Origin of the sequence: Streptomyces sp. NPDC098789 (assembly GCF_044759975.1) — a bacterium.
In the GTDB taxonomy this organism is placed as follows: domain Bacteria; phylum Actinomycetota; class Actinomycetes; order Streptomycetales; family Streptomycetaceae; genus Streptomyces.
On record NZ_JBIWAJ010000028.1, the window covers coordinates 16,095 to 39,004 of the forward strand.

Consider the following 22,910-nt stretch of genomic DNA (forward strand, 5'->3'; position numbering starts at 1 on the left):
TTTGTGAACGAACCAACCACGACCGCGAAGTGATCATCTTCCCGGCCGAGTCCGTCGCCGCCCCGAAGCGACGGCTCGCGATCGAGGAGGTCCGCATCCCCCATGAGGCTGCCCCACAAACGCCGCGCGGATGACACCGGCAGGACGGACGCCACTGGTAGCGACGAGCGAACGGAAGGTACGCAACGCACCGGGCGCCCGCCGGGCCGAGCGGAGAGACGCAGGTCAGCCCGTAGGAAGCTCCGTCGCCGTCTCATCGACTTCCCCCGGCGCGGCCGGCGCGGCTGGCGGCGCTGGACGCCCTCCTGGAAGCTCGTCTGCGGCCTGTTCCTGTTCTTCGTCGCCGCCCTCACCGGCCTCTTCGTCACCGTCTACATACAGGTCGAGATACCGGACCCGCACGATTCGGCGAGCCGCCAGGCCACCGTCTACTACTGGGCGGACGGCAGTCGGATGGTGAGCGTCGGCAATGTGAACCGGCAGGACGTGAAGCTCGCCCAGGTTCCCGACTCCGTCCAGGGCGCCGTCATCTCGGCGGAGAACGCGGAGTTCTACAGCGACTCGGGCGTCTCGGTGACGGGCATCGGGCGCGCCGCCGTCAACATCTTCAAGGGCAAGGAGACCCAGGGCGGCTCCACCATCACCCAGCAGTACGTCAAGAACTCCTTCCTGAGCCAGGACCAGACCGTCACGCGCAAGGTCAAGGAACTCTTCCTCTCCCTGAAGATCAGCAACCAGCGGCCCAAGACGGAGATCCTGGAGGGGTACCTCAACACCTCCTGGTTCGGCCGCGACGCGTACGGCGTCCAGGCGGCCGCGTACGCCTACTACGGCATCCCCGCCAAGGACCTCGACCCCGGTCAGGGCGCCCTGCTGGCGGCGGTGCTCAAGGGTGCGGAGAGCTTCGACCCCTCCCTCAGCGCCGACAACCACCAGCGCGCCGAGGACCGCTGGAGCTGGATCCTGGACCGCCAGGTCACCACGGGTTCGATGAGCGCCGAGGAACGCGCGAAGTACACGAAGTTCCCCGAGCCGAAGTCTCCCGTCAAGCCGACCAGCCAGGCGGGGCAGACCGGATACCTCGTCGACATCGCCAACAAGTACCTCAAGAGCCGCAGCGGGATCACGGACAAGGACCTGGCCGGGGGTGGCTACAACGTCCACACCACCTTCGAGAAGGACAAGGTGCTGGCCCTGGCCAAGGCCGTCGAGCAAGTGCGCGCGGAGCGCCTCGACCCGAAGAAGCGCGCGGAGGACGAGCACGTACAGGTCGGCGCCGCCTCGATCCGCCCCAAGGACGGAGCCGTCATCGCCGTCTACGGCGGCTCCGACGCGATCGAGCACTTCACCAACAACGCGGACACCTCGGGCGTCCCGGCGGCCTCGGCGTTCAAACCCTTCGTGTACGCAGCCGCCCTGGAGCAGGAGTCCGACGGCAATAACCGCCCCGCCGCGACTTCGGGCACCGCTCCCCCCACGCCCGAACCGGCAGGGCCGTCGGCGTCGTCCACGGCCCTCCACACGGCCCTGGTGAACTCCGACCACACGCCGTTCGTGGAGGTGGGCAAGAAGATCGGGCTGAAGACGGTCAAGGAGGTGGCGGTCGCGTCGGGGCTGCGCGAGGAGAGCATGGCCAAGCTGGAGCCGACGTTCTCCATCGGCACCTCCACCCCCAGCGCCGTCCGGCTGGCCAGCGCCTACACGACCTTCGTCAACCAGGGCCGGGCCGCCGACCCCTACTCGGTGACCAAGGTCGAGCGGAACGGCGTCGCGGTGGACGGCGGCTTCGGTCCGGGCAAGCCGCGGCGGGCGATCAGCGCCGACACGGCCGCGGCCGTCGGCTCGGCGCTGCGCCAGGTGAGCTGGACAGCCCTCGGACCGCCGAAGGACGCGCGCACCTTCGTTCCCTCCTGGGCCGGCAGGACCGGTCCGAACGACCGCATGAACTCAGCCTGGTTCATCGGCGTGACGCCGGACCTGAGCACCTCGGTCGCGATGTTCCGCACGAAGCCCGACGTCCCGCAGCTGCTGCCGATGCAGGGTGTGGGCGGCCCCGATTCCGAGCGCGGCAGCGCCTTCCCGCCACTGATCTGGAAGGCCTACAACGAGGCCGTCACGCCCGCGCGGCCGTAGGCCGTAGCCATACCCGTACGCGTACGCGTACGCGTGGGGTCGGCGGAGGTCTCTCCCTTGGGCCGGATGCCGTCACGCACGGCCCCCTTCGGGTGAACGGACCGGTCGGGACCGAACCGTACTGCGGTGCCGTGCCGAAGAGGGGGTGCGGCCCAGTACCGGGGCGCCGGCGCCCAGGCGTCATTGGAGCAACAAGGAGAGCCCGTCATGTCTCGTCTTCTGAAGAGCGCAGCCCTCGCGATCGCCGTCGGCATGGCCGTCGTCGGTGGGGCGACCGCGGCGTCGGCCGATGCGGGCGCTTCCGCCGTGGCCGCCAACTCCCCGGGCCTCCTGTCGGGCAACGTGATCCAGGTTCCGATCCACATCCCGATCAACGTCTGCGGCAACACCCTCAACGTGCTCGCCCTGCTCAACCCCGCCGGCGGCAGCACCTGCGTCAACAAGTGAAGCCCTGGCCCGAACCCGGCCCGGGGCAGAACTGCCGGAGATTCCTCCACCGGGACCGATGAGTTCGGTCGGTGGCGGCGGTCAAACCTGAGGAAGCCACAACAGCCGATCAGGGAGACCTCACATGTCCCGCACCGCCGCCACCGCCGCCACCACCACCACGCCGGCCACGACCGCCTCCGCCGCTACCGCCACCCCCTCGGCCACGAAGTCCGGCAAGTCCAGCAAGTCCGGCAACTCCGCGGTCCGGGTGGTCTGGACGCTGCGGATCCTGCTCGCGCTCTTCTTCGCCCTGGCCAGCGCACTGCCCAAGCTGCTGGCGCTCCCCGCAGCGACCACCGTCTTCGACGCCATGGGCGTGGGCCACTGGTTCATGTACCTGACCGGGCTGGTGGAGCTGGCCGGAGCGGTCGGGCTGCTGGTCCGCCGGCTGGCCGGGCCGGCCGCCACGGCCCTGATCGTCTTCTTGGCGTTCGCCTTCGTCACCCAGCTCACCGCCATGCACGGCGAGAACGCCGGGACCCCGTTCCTCTTCATGGTGCCGCTGGCCGTCATCGCCTGGAACCGGCGCGCCGAGACCTTCGAGCTGCTCGGCCGTCTACGCTGATCCGCTGCTCACAGGGCCCGTCACACGTCCTGGGACGCACTCTCCCGGACGGGATCCTTGGCTGCCGGGGGAACGGGAGCATCGTCCCGGGCGGCGCTCAGCGCCGCTTCGACCCGCCGGTTGTTGGTCATGGACGCCGTGACAACTGTCATCGCCAGCAGCATGCCGGCCGCGGCGTAGAGCGGGGTACGGAGGTCGAAGGCGGTGGCGAGCCAGCCGCCGAGGAAGGCCCCCATGGGGGCGGCGCACATGGCCAGCATGCGGGAGGTGGAGGCGACCCGCCCCATCAGGTGGGCCGGCACGATCGCCTGTCGGAGGGAGGGGCCGAGCACCATCGTGGCCCCCATGCCGGCCCCGCAGACGGCGAGCGCCAGCCCGGCGACGTACGCGTTCGGGGCAGCGGCCAGGCCCAGGATCGCCAGCCCTTCGACGGTTGCCGTGCAGGTCAGCGCGGTGCCGGTGCCCAGTCGTCGGCCGAGGTAGGAGGCGATGCCCGCGCCGAGCAGGCCGCCGGTGGCCTCCGCCGTGAGGAGCAGGCCGAAGCCGAAGGTGTCGACGCCGAGCCGGTCGTGGGCGAAGAGGGCGAGTACGGTCTCCACGGCGAGGAAGGCGACGTTCCCGACGGCCGGGCGCAGCGCGAGCCCGAGCAGCAACCGGTCCCGGAAGACGTACGAGGCCCCCGCCCGCGCCTGCCGGAGCAGCGACTCGCGGACCTCCGGCACGGGCCGGGGCACGGCGGGCAGCGTACGTACGAGCAGGGCGGAGACCATGAACGACACCGCGTCGGCGAGCAGCGGAACCGCCCGCCCGAGCGCGAGCAGCGCACTTCCCGCGGGTGGACCCGCGAAGCCCGACATGGCCGTCTGGGCGCCGCGCAAGCGGGAGTTGGCGCGCTCCAGGAGTGCGGGATCGCGCCGGAGCAGGTCCGGCAGATAAGCCGTGGCGGCCGTGTCGAAGAAGAGTCCGCCGATGCCGAGGAAGAAGGCGACGGCCGCGAGCAGCGGAATGCTCAGCACGTCCAGCGCCGCCGCCACCACGGGTATCGCGAGCAGTGCCGCCCGCGCCGCATCCGCGACCCACATCGTGCGCCGACGGTCCCAGCGGTCCACCAGCGCGCCGCCGAGCACCCCGAAGAGCAGCCAGGGCAGCGTTCCGGCGGCCGTGACGACGGCGAGCGCCATCGGATCCCGCGTCAAGGTCAGCGCGAGCAGGGGCAGCGCGGCGTGCATCACCCCGTCACCGAACGAGGACACCGTCTGCGCGGTCCAGAGCCGCCCGAAGCCGGTCGGCAACTTCTTCATGTCCGAGCTCACTTGGTGTTCCCCTCTACCTGCTGGCGCGCCGCCGGGTGGAACAGCGCGAAGACGAGCGACGCGTCCGGGAGCGACGGATCGGACAGCTCCCGGTATTCGTCCGCCAGCGCCTGCAAGCGCTCGCCCAACTCCGTGAACTGCTCCTCGGTGAGCCGCAGGTGCGCCATCCGCACGTGCCGCTCGGCCTCCGCCGGCGCCGCCTCCAGGTCCGCCACCGCGTGCCGCATCAGCACGTCCGGGCCCCCCTCGCCCGTATCCGGCAGCACGATCGACCGTGCGGCCATGGCGTAGTACCGCTCGGTGACCCCGCGGACCTTGCGGGTCCGTACCACCTTCACCAGGCCGGCCCGCTCCAGCAGGCGCACGTGATAGCTGGAACTCCCCTTGGCGAGGCCCACCCGCTCAGCGATCTGCGTGATCGTCGCCGGCTCGAAGCGGAGCACGGCCATGATCCGGTGGCGCGTGAGGTTGGAGACGGCGCGCAGTTGCTCGTCGGTGGTGACGTGGAACGTCTCGGGAACATCATCGGTTGGCATGCGAGTAATGGTCAACGACTCTTGACCATTGCGCAAGGACATATGGCTGGCGTGTTCTTGAGGCGTGTTCTTGAGGCGTGTTCTCGAGGCGTGTTCTCGAGGCGTGTCGCGAACCGGCGGTCCCGGCGGTCAGCGGGCGGAGGGCGAAGGGGCCCAGGGGCCCAGGGGCGACTACACCCTTCGGCCTACCGCGCTTTGGGCCCTGCGGAGGACGCTCTCGGGGCGCCACCACGAGAGGGTTGACCCGTGCGAACAACCATCGGATACACCCTCGAAAGCATCGGCTACGTCGTAGGAGCCCAAGGGCTCGTCGGCTTCGCCTCGCAGACCTTCTTCGGCACGGAGTGGGGCTGGCTGCACAAAGTCGTCGACCTCCCGCCCACCGCCTACCTCGGCATCGTCGCCGCGGGGCTGGCACTCGTCATCGTCGGGGTCAGGACACGAAGGACGCCCCGGCGCCAGGAGACGGCCTGACCCGCGATCCCCCACGACGGCCAATGCCCTGGCCCAGGAGTCGTCGCCCGTGACATCATCGGCCGCATGACTCCTCTCCGCGCACGGAAGGGCGGCCACCGCCCCGTCCGATGAAGTGGCTGGACGAGGCCGTGTCCGCGGGACACGCCACGACGGCCGCCCATCCCTCCCGCATCACGGTCATCGACGCGCTACGCGCCGACCGCACCGGCCCCGTACCCCTCCGGCTGCTCCAACTGTCCTACTCCGACAATGCGTTCGTACGGCGCGAGGCCCTGGAACTCCTGTCGTGGGCTGGCACCGGCAGCCCGTGGCCCGAAGCCGTCGCCGCCTCGCTCGCACGACTCACCGACCCCGATGAAGAGGTACGCCGCCGAGCCGCGCACCTCGTCGTGCGCGCCGGCGGTCGGGACGTGGGGCTCCGGGCGCTCGGCAAACTCACCGATCCCGTGGTGCGCACCGTCCTCGCCGATCGTCTCCAGGGATCCCTCGCACACTTGCGGGACGACCCCCTGCCCTCCGTACGCTTCCTCGTCCGCCTGGAGGCCCTGCGCGTCGCCCCGGCACGCCAACGGCCGCCGCTCGACAGGGCGTTGCTCGCCGATGCCCGCGAGGCCGCGATCCACCTGGACCGCGTCGGTCGGCGCTGGGGCCGGGTGCTGTGCGGGTTGGGGCGCGAGCGTCACGTCCACGCCCTGGTGGCGCGACTCCTCGGCGACCCCACCACCCGGGACATCGGCGCCGGCGTGGCCCGGGAGGCCTGTCACCACTGGCGGGCCGCCCCGATCGCACTCCTACCGCTCCTCGTCCGCCACTGCGGACCAGAGGTCAGCCCTGCCATGGCCAAAGCCCTCACCACCGCCTCCGTCTCGCGCGCCGCGATGCGCGCGCACGGCGCGCTGTTCGCCACGGTCGCCGTCACCCCGTATCCCCGACCCCGCCACCTTTTCGGCAGTTCGAGCCCGACGCGGAGCCAGGCGCAGAGGCCGACGTACGACAGCGCCACCGCCGGCGCGGTCCTGCGGGCCAAGCCCGTGGACACCGGTCGGCTCCACCGTGCCCCCGAGCTCTTCGGAGCCTTGCTGGACGCAGGCCCGCTGACCTTTCGTGAGGCTGCCCAGCTGTACAACCTCACGTTCAAGCGGCCCGGGCGCATGCAGGGGGTGTGCGCCCCGCTGTGGCTGCGGCACGCCGGCCCCACGGCCGGGCCCCGCGTCCTCGCCCTCATGACACCGCACCTCGGTACTTACGGCATCGGCGAGTACTACGCGGAGGGACTGGCGCGCATGGGCCGCCATGCGCGGCCCGCGCTGCCGTCGCTGACGGCACTGATCGATCGACGTACCCGGATCCCGGTCAACGACTCCACCCGGGACGGCGAGATGATGCTCGACGAAGGCCTGCTCGCCGCCGCGCTCGCCGCCCGTCACGCGATCCTCGCCGACACCGCTCCCTCGACTCCCGCCACCCCTGACCGGGCATGAGCCCGTGGGCGGGTCAGCGGGTCAGCGTGCCAGGGAGATGGCGAAGGGTGTGAAGCCGTTGCGGCGCAGGATGTGGGGGACGAGGAGGACCATGGCTTCGGTGGCGCGGGCCGTGGTGATGTCGCCGAGGTCCTCGATCTGGGCGGGCTGCCAGCCCAGGTCGGTGAGGAGGTCGGTGACGGTCTTCTTCGCCTGCTCGTCGTTGCCCGAGAGGTAGGCGGTGGGTGGGGTGGTCAGGGTCTCGGGAGCGGTCATGACCATGAAGAGCATGGTGTTGAGGGTCTTGACGACTCGGGTGTCGGGGAGGGCGGTCTGGAGTTTTTCGGCGAGGCTGCTGCCGGGGTAGAGGAGGTCGCCCGGGAGTCCGTCCTCGGCGTGGTGGGTGGCGTTGGAGACGTCGATGAGTATCTTGCCGGCGAGCTCGGTGCGCAGGTCGGCGAGGCGGTCGAGGGCGCTGTCGCCGGGGGTCGCGTTGATCACGAGGTCCGTGGTGCGGGCGGTGGTGCGCTGGTCGGCGAAGGTGATCCGCTCGGAGAGCCCGGTGGCGTGGGCGGCGTTCTCCTGCGGGGTGCGGCCGCCGAGGGTGACGTGGTGTCCGGCCGCGGCGAGCTTGGTGGCGAGGTTGGTGCCGACTCGGCCGGCGCCGAGGATGCCGATGGTGGTGGTCATGGGGTGGTGCTCCTTGCGGTGTTGAGCGTCAGGTGGGAGGGGGAGGGGGAAGCTGCTGCGTCAGGCGATCGGCTGGAGGATGTCGAGGGTGGCCTGGTGGAGGCCGGGGGCGGCGGCCAGGAAGTCGCGGCTGGCGGTGCTCCAGGCTTCGCCCGCCAGGTCGGTGACCGTGCCGCCGGCCTCCGAGACCAACAGGGCGCCGGCGACCAGACCGGAACGGACGTCGGAGAACTGCCAGAACGCGTCCATCCGCCCCGCGGCGACGTGGATGAGCTGCATCGTCGCCGGCACGGACACCCGCACCACCAAACCGTTGATGAGCATGGCCGTGACCGAGTCACCGATCCGCCGGAACGTCGCCTCGTCCTCGCCCGGCTTGGCCTGGCCGGTACCGATGAGGGCCGCGCCCAGGTCGGCCTTGGCGGACACCTTCAGCGGGTGACCGTTCAGATGGGCGCCACCACCGGCGACAGCGGTGTAGGTGTCACCGGTCAGCGGCAGGTGAACGACCGTCAGCACCGGGTGGTCGTCCCGGACCAGGGTGGCGGTCACGGCCCAGTCCGACATCCCGTGGACGTGGTTGATGTTGCCCTCGGCGGGGTCGACGACCCACCACTCCCCCGCCGGCAGCGCGCCACCGGCCAACTCGTCCTCCGCCCACCGCGATCCCGGCCGAGCCCGCAGCAGCGGCTCCCGCAGCACGGCCAGCACCGCGTCGTCATTGGCGTAGATCTCCGCCACGACCTCCTCCATGCTCACTCCCCGGGCATGCGGGGTGAACCGGTCCAGCAGGGTCAGGCCGGCGCTCTGCACCGCGGCGGTCACCTCGGACAGGAAAGTGGTGCTGACTGCGGCGGTGGCAGTGGCAGTGGCAGTACTCATGGTGGGCTCCCTTGGGTTGGTCCGTAGGTCGGTCAATCGGGCGGTGCGGGGGGCGACTTGCGCCGTTCCCCTTGCCGCACTCCGAAAGTTATGGCCCCAGACGATTAACGACAAGTGCATGCTTTGCACTTATAGAGTTACTTCCATGCAACTGGATTTGAACCTGCTCACCGCCCTGGACGCCCTCCTCGAAGAGGGCAGCGTCGCCGGCGCCGCAGCCCGTCTGCACGTCACCGCCCCCGCGATGAGCCGCTCGCTGGGGCGCATCCGCAAGGCCACCGGCGACCAGATCCTCGTACGCGCCGGTCGCACCATGGTCCCCACCACTCGCGCGCTCGCCATGCGCGCCCAGGTCCACACCCTCGTGCAACAGGCCCACCAACTCCTCGCCGCGCGGCAGGTGCTCGACCTGGCGGGGTTGAAGCGGGTCTTCACCGTGCGCTGGCACGACGCCCTGACCGCCGCGTGCGGCACGGCCCTGATCGGCGCCGTCCGTCGCGAAGCCCCCGGCGTCCAGCTGCGCATGTCCGCCGAGCCGGGCACCGACACCCCGGACCTGCGTCGGGGCGAGGTCGACCTCGAATCGAGTGCCGGTGCTCCGTCGCTCCCGGACGTCCGCCACCGCCTGCTCGGCACGGACCGGCTGGTCGTCGTCGTCCGTCCGGGCCACCCGCTCGCCGAGGGTGCGCTGACCCCCGAGCGCTACGCGGCCGCCGAGCACCTCACCGTCTCGCGGCGCGGGAAACTGCGCGACCCGATCGACGACGCCCTCGCGGGGACGGGCGGCCTCGAACGCCGCGTCGTGGCCGCCGGGCCCACCTCCGCCTTCGCCCTGCACCTCGTACTCGCCACCGACCTGGTCGTCACCCTGCCGGAAGCGGTCACCCGCTCCGCCCGGGAGCAGCTCGGCCTGGTCACGCTGCCGCTACCGGCGCCGCTCCAGCTACCCGGCGTCCCGCTGTACCTGCTCTGGCACCAGCGCTACGACGACGACCGCGCCCACGCCTGGCTGCGCGAACTGGCCGCCCGCACCGTCCGGCCGCTGTTCGCGCCGCGGTGATGTTCCCGCGATGTTCCAGCCCGGGGGCAGCGGTCGTCGCGGCGGTCGGCAGGTGCGTCACGCCGGTTGGATGAGTCGGCTCTCGTAGGCGAAGACCACGGCCTGGATCCGGTCGCGCAGTTCCAACTTGTGCAGGATGCGCCCCAGATGGGACTTCACGGTCGCCTCCGCCAGGTCGAGCGCGGCGGCGATCTCGGTGTTGGACCGGCCGGCGCCGACCTGGACGAGCACCTCGCGTTCACGGGCGCTGAGCCGGTTCAGCCGCCGGGCGCGCTCCGCGACGCTGCCGTCGGGGATGTGCGGGCGCAGGTCCTCCAGCAGGCGGCGGGTGATCCGCGGGGAGACCACCGCGTCGCCCGCGGCCACGTTGCGTATCGCCGCGAGCAACTCCTCGGGCCTGGTGTTCTTCAGCAGGAAGCCGGACGCGCCGGCCCTGAGCCCGGCGAAGGCGTACTCGTCCAGGTCGAAGGTGGTGAGGATCAGCACCCTGCTCCGCGGCGAGACCCGGACGACCTGCCGGGTCGCCTCGATCCCGTCGGTCCCGGGCATCCGGACGTCCATGAGGACGACATCGGGGCGCAGCTCCCGGGCGAGGCGTACGGCCTGGGCCCCGTCGGCGGCTTCGCCGACCGGCGCCATGTCGGGCTGGGCCTCCAGGACCGTGCCGAACGCCATGCGCAGCAGTGCTTCGTCGTCGGCGATCAGGATGCGGATCGTCATGCGGACGCCCCTGCGCCGCTGCCGAGGAGGAGGCACGTACGGACTCCCCAGCCGCCGCCCGACAGCGGTCCGACCTCCAGCGTCCCCCCGTAGGCGGCCGCGCGCTCGCGCATGCCGGGGATGCCGTGGCCGGCCGGGGCGGCGCCGGGCAGGCCGGGGCCGCTGTCGGTGACGTCCACGGTGACGGTCCCGGCTGCGACCGCGGTCCCGGTGCCCGTACCGGCCCCTGTTCCGTCCCCGGTCGAGCACCGTATCCGGACCCTCGCGTGCGTGCCGGAGGGTGTGTGTTTGAGGCTGTTGGTCAAGGCTTCCTGCACCAGGCGGTAGACGGTGAGTTGTGCGGTGGCCGGTACGTGGCCGTGGTCGCCCTCGACCTCGACGCGGGTCGGTAGCCCGGCGGCGCACATCTGGCCGGCGAGCGCTTCCAGTTGTCCGATGCCCGGCAACGGGTGTCGCTCCGCGCCCGGTTCGCCATCCGGCTCGTCGGCCCGCAGGATCCCCAGCGAGCGCCGCATGTCGGTCAGGGCCTGCCGGCCCGTCTCGGAGACCTGGTGCATCGCGGCGGTGGCCCGGTCGGGCGAGCGGTGCTGCGCGTACACGGCGGCGTCGGTGAGCGCGACCATGACGGACAGGTTGTGGGTGACGATGTCGTGCATCTCCCGGGTGATGCGGGCCCTCTCCTCGGCGGCGGCCAATCGCGCCCGCTGGTCCCGTTCCCGCTCCAGGCGTGCCGCCCGTTCCTCCACCGCTGCGAGGTAGGCGCGCGTGGTCCGTACGTTCACCCCCAGGACCGCGGCGGCGACGACCATCGCGGTCACCGCGACGAAGGGGGTCAGGAAGGCGCCGTCCGTCGCCCAGCTCAGGCAGGCCAACAGGGCCCCGCCCTCCGCGACGGCGGCGGCGATCAGCGTGCCGCGCCGGTCCGTGCGCGCGGCCACCGTGTAGAGGGCCACCAGCAGGGCGATGTCCGCCGGCAGCGGGACGTCCATCAGCCACTGGACGAAGGCCGCGGACGCCACGGCGCCGAACACCGTGAGGGGGGCCCTGCGCCGCAACACCAGGGGCAGCACGAGGGCGGCCGTGAGGGCCGCGGCCAGCGGCAGCTCTCGCGGCGCCCGCGTGGTCACGACGTCGAGCAGGAGGAGCGCCGGCAGCAGCGCATCCCCCACCACCGGCGGCGGCCACAAACTCCGGTACCGGTGCCCCACCACCTCGGTCATCACACGTCCCGTCGATTCGAGCTGCGGCGCTCCAGCGCTCCGGACCTGCGGAAGTCCGGACCTGCGGACCTGCGGAACTTCGGCGCTCCGGCGGCTCCGTCACCGTAGGCGGCCGGAGCGCGCGGCACATGAGTCCAGCGTCTGACGGCGCGACGACGGGCTACGACCACAGGAGGAGTCGCGGTACCTCCTGCGGTTGCAAGGAGGTCGCTGACCCGACCCGATCGATTGCCCTTCCGGTCGCACGGGGACCGCGTCGGCTTGCGCCCCCGGTCACCTGCCGGGGCGACCCGGGACCGATGTGTCAGCGCACGCCCGGCGCCGAGCATGGCCGGGTGAACGAGACCGTCGCGGGGCTGTACCTGTCGCCCCTGGAAGTCCTTGCCCTGCTGGGCGCCACCGCGCTGGTGATGGCGCGCTGGCTCCCCACCGCCGCCCGCCCACCCGTCACGCTCGCGGCGGGGGCGCTCCTCGTGCCGGCCGCGAGCGTGCTGGGCGTGACGTCGGGGATCCGCTGGCAGATGGTGCCGGTACTGGCGGGCGGTGCCGTCGCGTTGCCGTTCGCCCTCTCCCCCCTCCTCCGGTCGACAGGACCGCTACTCCTGTCCCGACAACGCCATAACAGCCACATCAGCCACACCCGCCACACCAGGCATTCACGCCACACCAGCCATTGCGGCCACACCGCCCGACCCGCCCGGCGGGCCCGCTGGTGGCTGGCGTTGCCGGGATCGGCGGCCTGCCTCGGCCTCATCGCCACGGGGCCGGTGGCCGCCTGGGCCTTCCCCGTCCCCGTGTTCCCCGAGCCGTCGGGGGACTACGCGGTGGGCACTCGGGTGGTGCAATGGACCGACCCGAGCCGCCCCGAGACCTTCACCCCCGACCCGCACGACCTGCGCACCGTCGTGGTCCAGCTCTGGTACCCCGCCCGGGACAGCCCCGCGGGCGCGCAGCGGGCCCAGTACCTCGGACGCACGGAACACGAGGCGCGCACCGTCTCGCGCGCCCTCGCCCGCGGGGTCGGCCTGCCCGACTTCCTGATCGACGGCGTCCCGCGGGCCCGCACCCGTTCCGTCTTCGACGCCCCCGTGGCCGGTGGGGGCGGACGGTTCCCGGTCGTACTGTTCTCCCCCGGGTCGGGTGGCGTGCGTACCCAGAACACCGCCTGGGCGGAGGAACTGGCCAGCCACGGCTACGTGGTCGCCGCCCTCGACCACCCCTACGACTCCGCCGCCGTCGTCCTCGCCGACGGCCGGACGATCGAGGCCGTGACCGCCTCCAGCGGAGACCGGGACGAGGACACCGAGCTGGCCGCCCGGTGGACGGCCGTGCGGGCCGCCGACCTCGGCTTCGTCCGCACCCGGTTGGAGCGGATGGACCGTCCGGACCGGGGCGAGAGCGCGGATCCGCTGACCGGACGCCTGGACACCGGTCGGGTCGCGGTCGCCGGCCACTCGCTCGGTGGCGCCGCCGCGCTACAGGCGGCGCGGCAGGACCGCCGGTTCGACGCCGTCATCGATCTCGACGGCTACCCGCACGGCCCCGACTCGCCCGTCCTCGCCCAGCCGACGCTCGCGCTCACCCAGGCCATCACCCCGGGGACCGACCCGCGTTACCTCCCCCGCCTCACGGAAGCACTGAGGCGGGGCACCGCGACGAGCTACCGGCTCACCGTCCCCGGCGCCGCGCACCTCACCTTCATGGACGGCCCCCTGTACCTGCCGCCCGTGCCCTCCGTCGTCGGATCCTTGGGCCGTACCCGGAGCCCCCGGGTCGTCGCCGCCACCACGCTCGCCTTCCTGGACGCGACCTTGCGGCGCGAGCCCGGTGACCTGGTCGGCACCCTGTCGGCGTACGGCGAGCTCAGCGTGTACGCACCGGACGACGGCCGCTGATCGGTCGCGCCCCGGCAGCGGCCGTCACTGACGTGGAACGGCGATGCCCGCCGCGCGCAGCTTCGCCTCGACCAGCGCGTTCAACCTGGCGATGGACCGTGATCCGTCTTCCCGGTGGTGGTTGACCATCCCGTACCGGGAGGCGGTCTCGGGGTGGTCCCGGAACCCGGTCGGCATCGCCAGCAGTGCGCGGTCGGCGAGCAGTTCGTCGGCCAGTTCGGACGCAAGCTCGGCGATCCGCGGGTCGTCCGGGTCCCAGGACCGGGCGTCCAGGCCGCGCTTGGTCAGCTCGACGGACGCGGGATCATCGAGCGAACGTTCCAGCCGGGTGAGGAAGTTGTCGAAGATCTCCGGTACCAGTGCCCGGGCCAGCACGAGGGCCTCCCGTTGCCCGGACACGTAGTCGGGGCCGAAGCCGAGTGCGGCGAGCCGATCCAGGACCGCGCAGGCCCGGTCGGGCAGCAGGGCCCGGTCCCCGTGGTCGAGGCGGTGCAGCCGGTCGCGGCGCGCGGTCAGCTCGTCGATCCGTTCGGTGAGCCGGCGGTGGACGTCGCCCAAGGTGGCCGCGAACGCCTCGGGGTCGGCGTCGAGCAGGTCGGCGATCTCGGCCAGCGGCACGCCGGCCGCGGCCAGGGTCCGGACCTGGACCAGCCGGAACAACTCGCCCGATCGGTAACGGCGGTAGCCGGAGACGTCGCGCTCCGGCTCGGCGACCAGGCCCAGCCGGTGATAGTGGCGCACGGTCTTGATCGTGACACCGACGTACGAGGCCGCCTGGCCGATCGTGAGCCCGTCCGCCATCGGTTCGGCGTCCCTCCAGATCATGGACGGCCGCCGGCCCACCGGGCACTGCCGTCGCCGGCGAGCATAACGCGCGCCGCAGTTCCGGGGTTGACCTTGACCTTGGGTCAAGGGTGCAGGTTTCTCCGTAGGCGGCCGCCACCCGAACCGGTACGGCACACCCGCACACCACAGACCACACACCACCCAGAGGAGACCCATCATGGGATCGGGCGACAACAGCAAGACAAGCACCCCCAGCGACAGCGGCTTCACGGAGGACGGGCTGCGCCGACTGCGCGAAGTGCTGGCACGGCACGTCGAGTCCCAGCGAATTCCGGGACTCGTCGCCCTGGTCGGCCGCGGCGGCCGGACGCACGTCGAAGCGATCGGGACGATGCGTCATGACGGTGGCGCGCCGATGCGCCGGGACACGATCTTCCGGATGGCGTCCACGTCCAAACCGGTCACGATGGCCGCGGCGATGGTGTTGCTCGACGAGTGCCGGCTGCGGCTGGACGATCCGGTGGACCCGTGGTTGCCGGAGCTCGCCGATCGGCAGGTGCTCAGGCGGCCCGACGGACCGCTGGACGACACCGTGCCGGCGCGGCGGCCGATCACCGTGCGGGACCTGCTGTCCTCGACGTTCGGGCTCGGTGTGGACTTCGAGTCGATGGCCTCGCCGATCCGGGCGGCGACCTTCGAGCGCCTCGACTACAGCGTGGCCTCCGGGCCGGCGCCCGGGCCGGACGAGTGGATGCGGCGCCTCGGCGAACTGCCGCTGCAGTACCAGCCCGGTGTGCGCTGGCAGTACGACCTGAGCAACGAGGTGGTCGGCGTGCTCGTCTCCCGGGTCGCGGGACGGTCGTTGGAGGCGTTCCTGCGCGAACGCGTCCTCGATCCGCTGGGTATGGCGGACACCGGCTTCCACGTGCCCGCCGACAAGATCGACCGGCTGCCGCCCCTGTACGGGCCCGATCCGCAGACCGGCGAGTTCACCGTGTGGGACGAGGCGGTGGGGGGACGGTCCAGCACGCCGCCCGCGTTCCAGGGCGCGGGCGGCGGGTTGGTCTCCACCGCCGACGACTACCACGCCTACTTCCGGATGCTCCTCGACCACGGGATGCACGGCAGCGAACGGATCCTGTCCCGGGCCGCCGTGGAGCTGATGACCACCAACCGCCTCTCGCCCCATCAACTAGCTGCCCGGGAGGGCATGTTCGGCAACGTCGCTCACCTGTCCTGCGGCCAGGGCTCGGCCGGGGGCTGGGGCTTCGGGATGGCGGTGCGCACCCGACGCGACGACTACGCGCCCGTCGGCCAGTTCGGCTGGTTCGGCGGTACGGGCACCGCCGCCCACGCGGACAGGACCCACGGGATCACCGGCGTCCTGCTCACCCAGGTCGGGCTGTCCACCCCGGATTCACCGCGCGTCATGAACGACTTCTGGACCACTCTCCACCAGGCCGTCGCCTGACACCGCCGCCCCCGGGATCAGTTCGTACCGTCCCATTCGTCCGCGGTCATGGGCCTGGCGTCCGGGTAGTACCGCTGGATCTCGCCCAGCACCCACGCGTCGGCCGTGCGGACGTCCCAGCTGGAGCTGTCGAACTCCCTGAAGGTCAGCACGAGTTCCCCACCCGCATACCCCTCGAAGTCGCCGTCGACGGCCTGTAGGTGCGGCGCCTCCATGGCCAGCAGCTCCAGGGTGGGGATCCCGGTGTCCGTGTCCGCCGACGCCTCCACCATCCGGGCGAAGGCCGGGTGCGGCTGCTCGTCCACCATCCGGGCCTTCCACCTCAGCCCGAGCCCGTAGCTCCCCAGGCGGACCAGCAGCTCGGCCAGGGTGACGTAGCGGCGCCCGGCCGGGCCGCGGCCCGGATACGGGGCGCCGCCGTCCCGCCACGCCGCGAAGGAGACCATCTGCATGGTCTCCATTGTCCCAGCTCGCACCGATCCTTCGTTACCCCTTTGCCGAAGAGCCGACGGGCCGGCTAGGTTCTCCCAGCCGGCCGATGTCCTTCGGAAGCGGCGCTGTCGACGAGGAGGTGTGGAGCACATGCGCAGGAGTGCCCAGCAGTTGAGCCCGCGTACTGACCTTTGCCCCTTCCTCACGACGGAGACACCTTGTCGTCTCGCATCACCCCACTGACCGATCCCGCTCACGGCGCGAACAGCCGCCGTCTCGCCTGGCTGGCGTCCGACGCCGATTCCAACCCCGTCGGAAGCGCCTTTCTGCGCCTGTTCAACAGTCCCGGACAGGAGCACCTGGCCGAACTGACCCTCCAGGTCCATCCGGCGGAGCGACGCCGGCACGTCGGCTCGCAGCTCCTGGACGCCGCCGTCGCCGCTGCCCGAACCGATGCCCGCCGCTGCGTCATCGCGCAGGCCGAGGCCGGATCGCCGGGCGACCACTTCCTGCCGTCGCGCGGTTTCAGGAAGGTCCTCACCATGAGGTACACCCGCTTGCCGCTGGCCGACGCGGACACCACCGCCCTCGCCCGCATCATCGAGCGTCCGCATCCCGGCTACCGGCTGGTGTCATGGCACGGAACCGTGCCCGACGGCCTCGCCGAGACGTTCGCCGCCTCGCGTCGCGCCATGGACGACATGCCCATGGACGACACCGACTACGGCACGGTGAGCTGGGACGTGGACAGCGTCCGCGCCGCGGCGAAGGCTGTCGAACAGCGGGGTGACCACCTGCACACCGTCGTCGCCGTCGACGCCTCCGACGGCTCGATCGCCGGGTTCACCGAACTGGTCGTCCCCGGCGACGGCAGAGGTGACGGCCAGCACTACGGCACGGGCGTGCTGCCCGAGCACCGTGGACACGGCCTCGGCCGATGGATGAAGGCCGAGTCGATCCGACACGCCCATGAGCGCCATCCACGCCTCGGTGGTCTCCTGACCGACACCGCCGACAGCAACGAGTCCATGAGGCAGATCAACGACGGCCTGGGCTACACGCCCACGCACACGACGCACCAGTACCAACTCGACCTCTAGGCGGTGTCGGGCGGGCCGCACCTGGACATCACATGGACCGGCCCGCCCGACCGACCCGCCCAGCGCAGCCGCCCGCCCGCCCGCCCCGATCAGGAATCGGAGCGGAACGCCCCGTGGACGCGCAGGTCGCCGTTGATCGCCACCTTTCCGTCGTTCGTGTGCATGATCCAGGCGCCCCCGCTACGGACCGACAGGTGCCCGCCGGCGTTCACCTTCCCCTGCAGGCGCGATTCGCCCTGGACGCGCAGCATGCCGAGGGCGGTGAGGTCCGCGGCGACCGTGACCGTCCCGTCGGCCTTCACCTCGCCCTCGGCGTCCAGGCGCCCGTGGACGATCAGCCGCGGCGGGCCGTCCTGCGTCTCCAGCACGTTGTCGACGCTCAGCCCGCCCTGGAGGGTGAGGCGTTCCTTGACCTGGGCGCGGTCGGTCGCCAGGTCGTTCAGGTCCGCCTTGTCGGCCGCGACGGTCCCCCACTGGCGGCTACCGGATCCTTGGAAGACGTTCAGCCCGGCAGGCGGGAACTCGATCCACCCGTCGGCCGCCGTGCGGCCCTGCACCCACGTGGTGTTGATGCCGTTCAGGTCCGCGAGGTCGGCGGCGACGGTTCCCCAGTCCTGCTTCCCGTCCTTGCGGACGTTCACCCCCGACGGTGGGAACTCGACCCATCCCTTGCCCGCGTCCCGGTCCCCCACCCACTGGGTGTTGATCCCGTTCACGCTGATCTTGTCGGCCGTCACGGTGCCCAGATCGCCGCCACTGCCGCGGCCGACCCTGATTCCGTCGGACGGGAAGCGGATCCACCCGGCGTCGCCCCCGCGCCCCCGGACCCGCTCCGCGGTCACGGTCTCGACATCGGCCCTCGCGGCGGAGAGCTCACCGGGGTCGTCGGCGGCGTCGCGGATCCACGCCCCCTGCGGGGTGAAGACGATCCGGCCACGGTCCGCCGTGCCCTCGACCCACGGGCTGTGGATCCCGGCCGTCGCCGTGACGCCCTCGAACTCGGGGCTGCGCAGGTGGACCGTGGTGGTGAGGAAGTAGCCGGGCTGCTCCCCGCCCGGGGACGTCGCGATCAGGGTGTACGTGGCATCCCGCTTCGGCTCCCGGCCCGGGGCCGGCGACCACTGCCAGCCCGTCGCGCCCTGCGAGGGCGCCACCGCCTCCGGGGAGCCGTCCGGGCCCTGGATCCGGTAGACGAGGGTGTCGGGCCCGTCCCACCGCAGGACGACGTCCTGACCGCCGGCCACCAGGGATTGCTGCGCACGGAAGTTGCGCGGAACCTTGGGCAGCTGCTTCAGCAGGCTCAAGGTCACGGGGGTCCTGCGTACGAAGGCGCCGTTCGCGGCCCGCTCCGTCACGCGCAGCAGCACCAGCCCCGATGCGGCGGAGACGGGGAAGCCGTCCAGGACCAGCGCCATCGAACCGGCCTCCTGGAAGAGCGTGTTCGGCCGGGCGGTCACGGTGAGGACGCCCGTGGTGTCGTCCCAGGCGACGATCGGCTCCTCCCCCTGCTTCGTCCCGGTGTTCCGCTCCACCCGGGCGGTGATCGTCTTCGGGTGCGCCGTCAGGTCGCCGTCCCCCTGGCCACAGGGCACCCGTACCTCGATGGAGTACCAGATCACCTCGTCCAGGGTCGGATTGGAGACGACGATGTAGACCGATCCACGGCGTTCCTCGCCCGCGACAGGCACCTGGAGCGGAGCCGGATCGGTGAGTATGTCGTAGTGCAGAGAAGCCATCGCTGAAGACCCCCTGGTGACGCTCTCCGACGCTCGCCCCCGACGGGCCAGCCCCTCCAGCACACCACCCGCCGGTCCACCCGATACCCGGATCGGCCCCAACCGGCGCGAAACAGAGGTTCGCTGGCCGAATCGGGAATCTCCCACTTTCTGCGAGCGCGGCTCATGCTTCCGGCAGCTCGAAGCGGTACCCCATGCCGGGGGCGGTGATGAGGTGGCGCGGGTGCGACGGGTCCGCCTCCAACTTCCGTCTGAGGTGGGCCATGTACACCCGGAGGTAGTTGGTCTGCGTGCCGTAGGCGGAGCCCCAGACCTCCTGGAGCAGGTGCCGCTGGCTGACGAGGCGGCCGCGGTTGCGGATCAGGACCTCCAGGATGTGCCACTCCGTGGGGGTCAGTCTGATGTCCGCTCCCCCTCGCCGAGCCCTCTTCGCGAGCAGGTCGATGGTGAACTCCCGCGTCGTGACCACGACTTGATCATCGGAGGTCCCGCCCTGCGCGCGCGTTCGGCGGGTGGCGGCCGCCAGTCGGGCCAGTAGTTCGTCCATGCCGAACGGCTTGGTGACGTAGTCGTCGGCGCCCGCGTCGAGGGCTTCGACCTTCTCGCCGGAGCCGTGGCGGGCGGAGAGCACCACGATGGGCACGCGGGACCACGCACGGATCTGTCTGATCACCTCGATGCCGTCCATGTCCGGCAGCCCGAGGTCGAGCAGGACGACGTCCGGCCGCCCGGCCGCAGCGGCCAGCAGGGCCCGAGCTCCGTCCTGCGCGGAGTCCACCTCGTACTTGCGCGCCTTCAGATTGATGACCAGCGAACGCACCAGTTGCGGTTCGTCGTCCACCACCAGCACCCGAGTCACCGGCATGCCGCCTTCCTGTCTGTCTGCCTGTCTGTCTGCCTGTCTGTCTGTCTTCTTTTGATCCGCGGACGGCTTTCCTACGGAGCTACCCACCGCAGCAAACATCGCTTTTCGGCCGGATCCACCGCCCTTGACGACGTCCATACGGCGACCTGCGCGACGTTGACGCCCTTCTGACGGCCCGAGGGCGCGGCGTCAAGATCGCGTTGCGGCGGCGTCAGGAGCGCGTCAGAGGACGGCACCGACCGCCCGGCCCGTCCTAGCGTCGCCCGTATGGGACGACGATTCACTCTGGCCGGATCCGGTGCACGGGCCGGACGCACGCGGTCCACCGCGCCGATCGCGCAGGACATCCACTGGGCCGGGGAGCGGCGCTCGGCGACCGGTGTCGCGCTCCTCCTTCTCGTCGCCCTGCTCACCATGGACGCGGGCTCCGGCCGGCTCGACCTGGTGCGGGGCTCCCTGTGGACCGGCCTGGCCGTGCTCCTCTTCGTGATGCTGCTGCCGGCCCGGGTCTCCGTGCGCCTGGGCCTGCTGAGCTCCCGCGGGCTGCTGGTGGAGCACAGCGTGCGCACCGACTCCCTCGTCTCTTTCGCACTGCCCGACGGAGTGGCTCCGCGCGTGGTGCTGCGGGACACGGAGGGCAACCGGGTCGAGATCGACCCGACCGTCCTCGTCCGCAATCCCACGATGTGGCGGCGCCTCGACACCGACACCCGCACGTCCCTGCGCCGCGGCACCCTCCGGTCCGGCGCTTGCGCCCTGCGACAGCTGGCGGAGCACGTCGACCGCGAGACGGCCCGCACGGTCTTCCAGGTCTCCGGCCTGCGCTGACACCCTCCGTGACACGCATGGCGCCCGTGCCGACCGCCCGGTGTCATCCGATCCCCGGGATCGTGGACACCAGCAGATCGATGAGCTTGATGCCGACGAAGGGCAGCACGAGGCCGCCGAGACCGTAGACCGCGAGATTGCGGCGCAGCAGGTCGTGCGCGGAGGCCGGCGCGTAACGGACGCCGCGCAGGGCGAGCGGGATCAGTGCGATGATGATCAGGGCGTTGAAGATGATCGCCGAGGTGATGGCGGACCGCGGGCTGTGCAGGCCCATCACGTTCAGGGCTGCGAGCCCCGGGTAGGCCGCGGTGAACATCGCGGGGATGATCGCGAAGTACTTGGCGACGTCGTTCGTGATCGAGAAGGTGGTCAGTGCTCCTCGGGTGATGAGGAGTTGCTTGCCGATCTCGACGATCTCGATGAGCTTGGTGGGGTCGGAGTCCAGGTCCACCATGTTCCCGGCCTGCTTGGCGGCCGAGGTTCCGCTGTTCATGGCCACGCCGACGTCGGCCTGCGCGAGCGCGGGGGCGTCGTTCGTCCCGTCTCCCGTCATCGCGACGAGCCTGCCGCCCTCCTGCTCCCGCTTGATGAGGGCGAGCTTGTCCTCGGGCGCGGCCTCGGCGAGGTACTCGTCGACCCCGGCTTCCCGCGCGATCGCCCGGGCCGTCAGCGGGTTGTCGCCGGTCACCATGACCGTACGGATCCCCATGCCGCGCAGCTCCGCGAAGCGCTCCCGGATGCCCTCCTTGACCACGTCCTTGAGGTGGACGATCCCGAGCACCCGGGGCCCGTCCCAGTCGTGGACGGCCACCAGGAGGGGGGTTCCTCCGGAGGGCGCGACCTGGTCGGACCACTCCATGGCCTCTGCCGGTACGGTCCCGCCGCGCAGCGTGACCCACTCGGCCACCTGGGCCGCCGCGCCCTTGCGGATCGCGCAGCCGGCTCCGTCGTCCCAGCTCAGATTGATCCCGCTCATGCGCGTACGGGCGCTGAACGCCTGGAAGCGCGGGTTGCTGAGGTCCCCCGCGGCGACCGCCCGCCTCCCCTGTTCCAGGGCCAGGTCGACGACGGACCTGCCCTCGGGGGTCTCGTCCGCGAGGGACGCCAACTGCGCGGCGTCCACCAGCTGTACGTGGTCGATGCCGGGCAGCGGGACGAAGGCGACGGCCTCGCGGTTGCCGAGGGTGATGGTGCCGGTCTTGTCGAGGAGGAGGGTGTTCACGTCGCCGGCCGCCTCGACGGCGCGCCCGCTCAGCGCGACGACGTTGCGCTGGACCAGCCGGTCCATGCCCGCGATGCCGATCGCGGAGAGCAGGGCCCCGATGGTGGTCGGGATGAGCGTGACGAGGAGGGCCACGAGGACGGTGGTGGTCTGGGCGGCGCCCGCGTACGCGGCCATGGGCTGGAGCGAGACGACGACCAGGACGAAGACGACCGTGAGCGCGGCGAGCAGGATGTTGAGCGCGATCTCGTTCGATGTCTTCTGCCGGGACGCGCCCTCCACCAGGGCGATCATCCGGTCCATGAAGCTCTGCCCCGGGCGCGAGGTGACGCGCACGACGATCGAGTCGGAGAGGACGGTGGTACCGCCCGTGACCGCGCTGCGGTCGCCGCCGGCCTCTCGGATCACCGCGGCCGATTCCCCGGTGACCGCGGATTCGTCGACGGCCGCGGCGCCGTCGATGACGTCGCCGTCCGCCGGGATCAACTCGCCCGCCTTGACCAACACGACGTCCAGGGGCTGTAGTTCGCCCGGGGCGACGGCCTCCGTCTCCGCCTGCCGCGGGTTCGCGCCGTACGTCCAGTGCCGCAGCCGGAGCGCGACGGTGTCCGTGCGCGCCTTGCGCAACGACTCCGCCTGGGCCCGGCCGCGCCCCTCGGCGACGGCCTCGGCGAAGTTGGCGAAGACCACCGTCAGCCAGAGCCAGACGCTGATCACCCAGGTGAAGACGGACGGGTGGACGAGCGCCGACAGCGTGGTGAGCGCCGATCCGACGGCCACGACGAACAGCACCGGTTTGCGGACCAGTTCGCGGGGGTGGAGCTTGCGCACGGCCTCGCGGAAGGAGGCCGCCGGCCGTACCGACTCCAGCAGCGGAGGTCGGGGCGGGCGCCTTCCGGGCGACGACCGGTCGCCCCGCGCCCGCGACGGACGCGAGGAGGGGGAAGAGGGCACGGACGCGGACCGGGACGAGGGCGAGGGCGGAAAGGGAGGTACCTGCCGGGTGTCGGCGGGAGGCATGGCGAGACCT

The 22,910-nt window shown here is 71.7% G+C and carries 20 protein-coding genes and 1 pseudogene; 10 read left to right on the forward strand and 11 right to left on the reverse strand.

Annotated elements, in window-relative coordinates; all coding sequences use genetic code 11:
* Positions 1-102: 102 nt before the first annotated feature.
* From ACIQWR_RS37160 to ACIQWR_RS37170, 3 genes are all read left to right on the forward strand, one after another.
* Entirely contained in the window at positions 103-2,133 is a 2,031-nt protein-coding gene (locus ACIQWR_RS37160) for a transglycosylase domain-containing protein (RefSeq protein ID WP_404019193.1), read from the forward strand.
* Between the two features lie 207 nt (positions 2,134-2,340).
* The gene (locus tag ACIQWR_RS37165) at positions 2,341-2,580 is read left to right on the forward strand and encodes a chaplin (protein ID WP_404019195.1); all 240 of its coding nucleotides are present in this window, start codon (positions 2,341-2,343) and stop codon (positions 2,578-2,580) included.
* Between the two features lie 124 nt (positions 2,581-2,704).
* Entirely contained in the window at positions 2,705-3,187 is a 483-nt protein-coding gene (locus ACIQWR_RS37170; RefSeq protein WP_404019198.1) for a DoxX family protein, read from the forward strand.
* Positions 3,188-3,207: 20 nt separating this feature from the next.
* Here the strand turns inward: ACIQWR_RS37170 and ACIQWR_RS37175 are convergent, their stop codons facing one another.
* Both ACIQWR_RS37175 and ACIQWR_RS37180 read right to left on the reverse strand, forming a co-directional pair.
* Complete coding sequence (locus ACIQWR_RS37175) at positions 3,208-4,479, reverse strand: MFS transporter (protein ID WP_404019358.1); 1,272 nt, start codon at positions 4,477-4,479, stop codon at positions 3,208-3,210.
* Between the two features lie 17 nt (positions 4,480-4,496).
* Positions 4,497-5,036: an ArsR/SmtB family transcription factor gene (locus ACIQWR_RS37180; protein ID WP_404019201.1), complete on the reverse strand. Its 540-nt coding sequence runs from the start codon at positions 5,034-5,036 to the stop codon at positions 4,497-4,499.
* A gap of 246 nt (positions 5,037-5,282) precedes the next feature.
* Between ACIQWR_RS37180 and ACIQWR_RS37185 the strand changes: the two genes are divergently transcribed.
* Together ACIQWR_RS37185 and ACIQWR_RS37190 are read left to right on the forward strand one after the other, a co-directional pair.
* Complete coding sequence (locus tag ACIQWR_RS37185; RefSeq protein ID WP_404019203.1) at positions 5,283-5,510, forward strand: hypothetical protein; 228 nt, start codon at positions 5,283-5,285, stop codon at positions 5,508-5,510.
* 110 nt (positions 5,511-5,620) lie between these two features.
* Positions 5,621-6,994, forward strand: a complete 1,374-nt coding sequence (locus ACIQWR_RS37190; protein ID WP_404019206.1) for a HEAT repeat domain-containing protein — start codon at positions 5,621-5,623, stop codon at positions 6,992-6,994.
* Between the two features lie 21 nt (positions 6,995-7,015).
* On the opposite strand, the pseudogene ACIQWR_RS37195 reads toward ACIQWR_RS37190, so the two are convergent.
* Both ACIQWR_RS37195 and ACIQWR_RS37200 read right to left on the reverse strand, forming a co-directional pair.
* Positions 7,016-7,666: pseudogene (locus tag ACIQWR_RS37195) on the reverse strand (NADPH-dependent F420 reductase); the annotation flags it as partial.
* 57 nt (positions 7,667-7,723) lie between these two features.
* A complete protein-coding gene (locus tag ACIQWR_RS37200; RefSeq protein ID WP_404019209.1) occupies positions 7,724-8,545 on the reverse strand; it encodes an inositol monophosphatase family protein in 822 nt (273 codons plus the stop codon).
* A gap of 145 nt (positions 8,546-8,690) precedes the next feature.
* Here ACIQWR_RS37200 and ACIQWR_RS37205 point away from each other — a divergent pair, with 145 nt between their 5' ends.
* Positions 8,691-9,605 (forward strand): LysR family transcriptional regulator, encoded by a 915-nt coding sequence (locus tag ACIQWR_RS37205; protein WP_404019211.1) that lies wholly within the window; start codon positions 8,691-8,693, stop codon positions 9,603-9,605.
* 57 nt (positions 9,606-9,662) lie between these two features.
* Here ACIQWR_RS37205 and ACIQWR_RS37210 read toward each other — a convergent pair whose 3' ends face one another.
* A complete protein-coding gene (locus tag ACIQWR_RS37210; protein WP_404019214.1) occupies positions 9,663-10,325 on the reverse strand; it encodes a response regulator in 663 nt (220 codons plus the stop codon).
* A complete protein-coding gene (locus ACIQWR_RS37215; protein WP_404019217.1) occupies positions 10,322-11,545 on the reverse strand; it encodes a sensor histidine kinase in 1,224 nt (407 codons plus the stop codon). The genes ACIQWR_RS37210 and ACIQWR_RS37215 overlap by 4 nt, the downstream gene beginning before the upstream one ends.
* A 299-nt stretch (positions 11,546-11,844) precedes the next feature.
* Here ACIQWR_RS37215 and ACIQWR_RS37220 point away from each other — a divergent pair, with 299 nt between their 5' ends.
* Positions 11,845-13,440: an alpha/beta hydrolase family protein gene (locus ACIQWR_RS37220; RefSeq protein ID WP_404019219.1), complete on the forward strand. Its 1,596-nt coding sequence runs from the start codon at positions 11,845-11,847 to the stop codon at positions 13,438-13,440.
* A 24-nt stretch (positions 13,441-13,464) separates the two neighbouring features.
* Here ACIQWR_RS37220 and ACIQWR_RS37225 read toward each other — a convergent pair whose 3' ends face one another.
* Positions 13,465-14,265, reverse strand: coding sequence for a MerR family transcriptional regulator (locus ACIQWR_RS37225; RefSeq protein WP_404019222.1), 801 nt, complete (start codon positions 14,263-14,265; stop codon positions 13,465-13,467).
* A 178-nt stretch (positions 14,266-14,443) separates the two neighbouring features.
* Between ACIQWR_RS37225 and ACIQWR_RS37230 the strand changes: the two genes are divergently transcribed.
* On the forward strand, positions 14,444-15,697 hold the full coding sequence (locus tag ACIQWR_RS37230; protein WP_404019227.1) for a serine hydrolase domain-containing protein: 1,254 nt from the start codon (positions 14,444-14,446) through the stop codon (positions 15,695-15,697).
* A 17-nt stretch (positions 15,698-15,714) separates the two neighbouring features.
* Here the strand turns inward: ACIQWR_RS37230 and ACIQWR_RS37235 are convergent, their stop codons facing one another.
* The gene (locus ACIQWR_RS37235) at positions 15,715-16,149 is read right to left on the reverse strand and encodes a hypothetical protein (protein WP_404019230.1); all 435 of its coding nucleotides are present in this window, start codon (positions 16,147-16,149) and stop codon (positions 15,715-15,717) included.
* 198 nt (positions 16,150-16,347) lie between these two features.
* Here ACIQWR_RS37235 and ACIQWR_RS37240 point away from each other — a divergent pair, with 198 nt between their 5' ends.
* Positions 16,348-17,229 carry a GNAT family N-acetyltransferase gene (locus tag ACIQWR_RS37240; RefSeq protein WP_404019233.1) on the forward strand — a complete coding sequence of 294 codons (882 nt, stop codon included), beginning with the start codon at positions 16,348-16,350 and terminating at the stop codon, positions 17,227-17,229.
* An 89-nt stretch (positions 17,230-17,318) separates the two neighbouring features.
* Here the strand turns inward: ACIQWR_RS37240 and ACIQWR_RS37245 are convergent, their stop codons facing one another.
* Positions 17,319-18,965 (reverse strand): hypothetical protein, encoded by a 1,647-nt coding sequence (locus ACIQWR_RS37245; RefSeq protein ID WP_404019236.1) that lies wholly within the window; start codon positions 18,963-18,965, stop codon positions 17,319-17,321.
* 163 nt (positions 18,966-19,128) lie between these two features.
* Positions 19,129-19,824: a response regulator gene (locus ACIQWR_RS37250; RefSeq protein WP_404019361.1), complete on the reverse strand. Its 696-nt coding sequence runs from the start codon at positions 19,822-19,824 to the stop codon at positions 19,129-19,131.
* A gap of 273 nt (positions 19,825-20,097) precedes the next feature.
* On the opposite strand from ACIQWR_RS37250, the gene ACIQWR_RS37255 reads away from it, so the two are divergent.
* Positions 20,098-20,658, forward strand: a complete 561-nt coding sequence (locus ACIQWR_RS37255; RefSeq protein ID WP_404019238.1) for a hypothetical protein — start codon at positions 20,098-20,100, stop codon at positions 20,656-20,658.
* Positions 20,659-20,701: 43 nt separating this feature from the next.
* On the opposite strand, the gene kdpB is transcribed toward ACIQWR_RS37255, so the two are convergent.
* Complete coding sequence (gene kdpB / locus ACIQWR_RS37260) at positions 20,702-22,900, reverse strand: potassium-transporting ATPase subunit KdpB (protein WP_404019239.1); 2,199 nt, start codon at positions 22,898-22,900, stop codon at positions 20,702-20,704.
* Between the last annotated feature and the right edge of the window lie 10 nt (positions 22,901-22,910).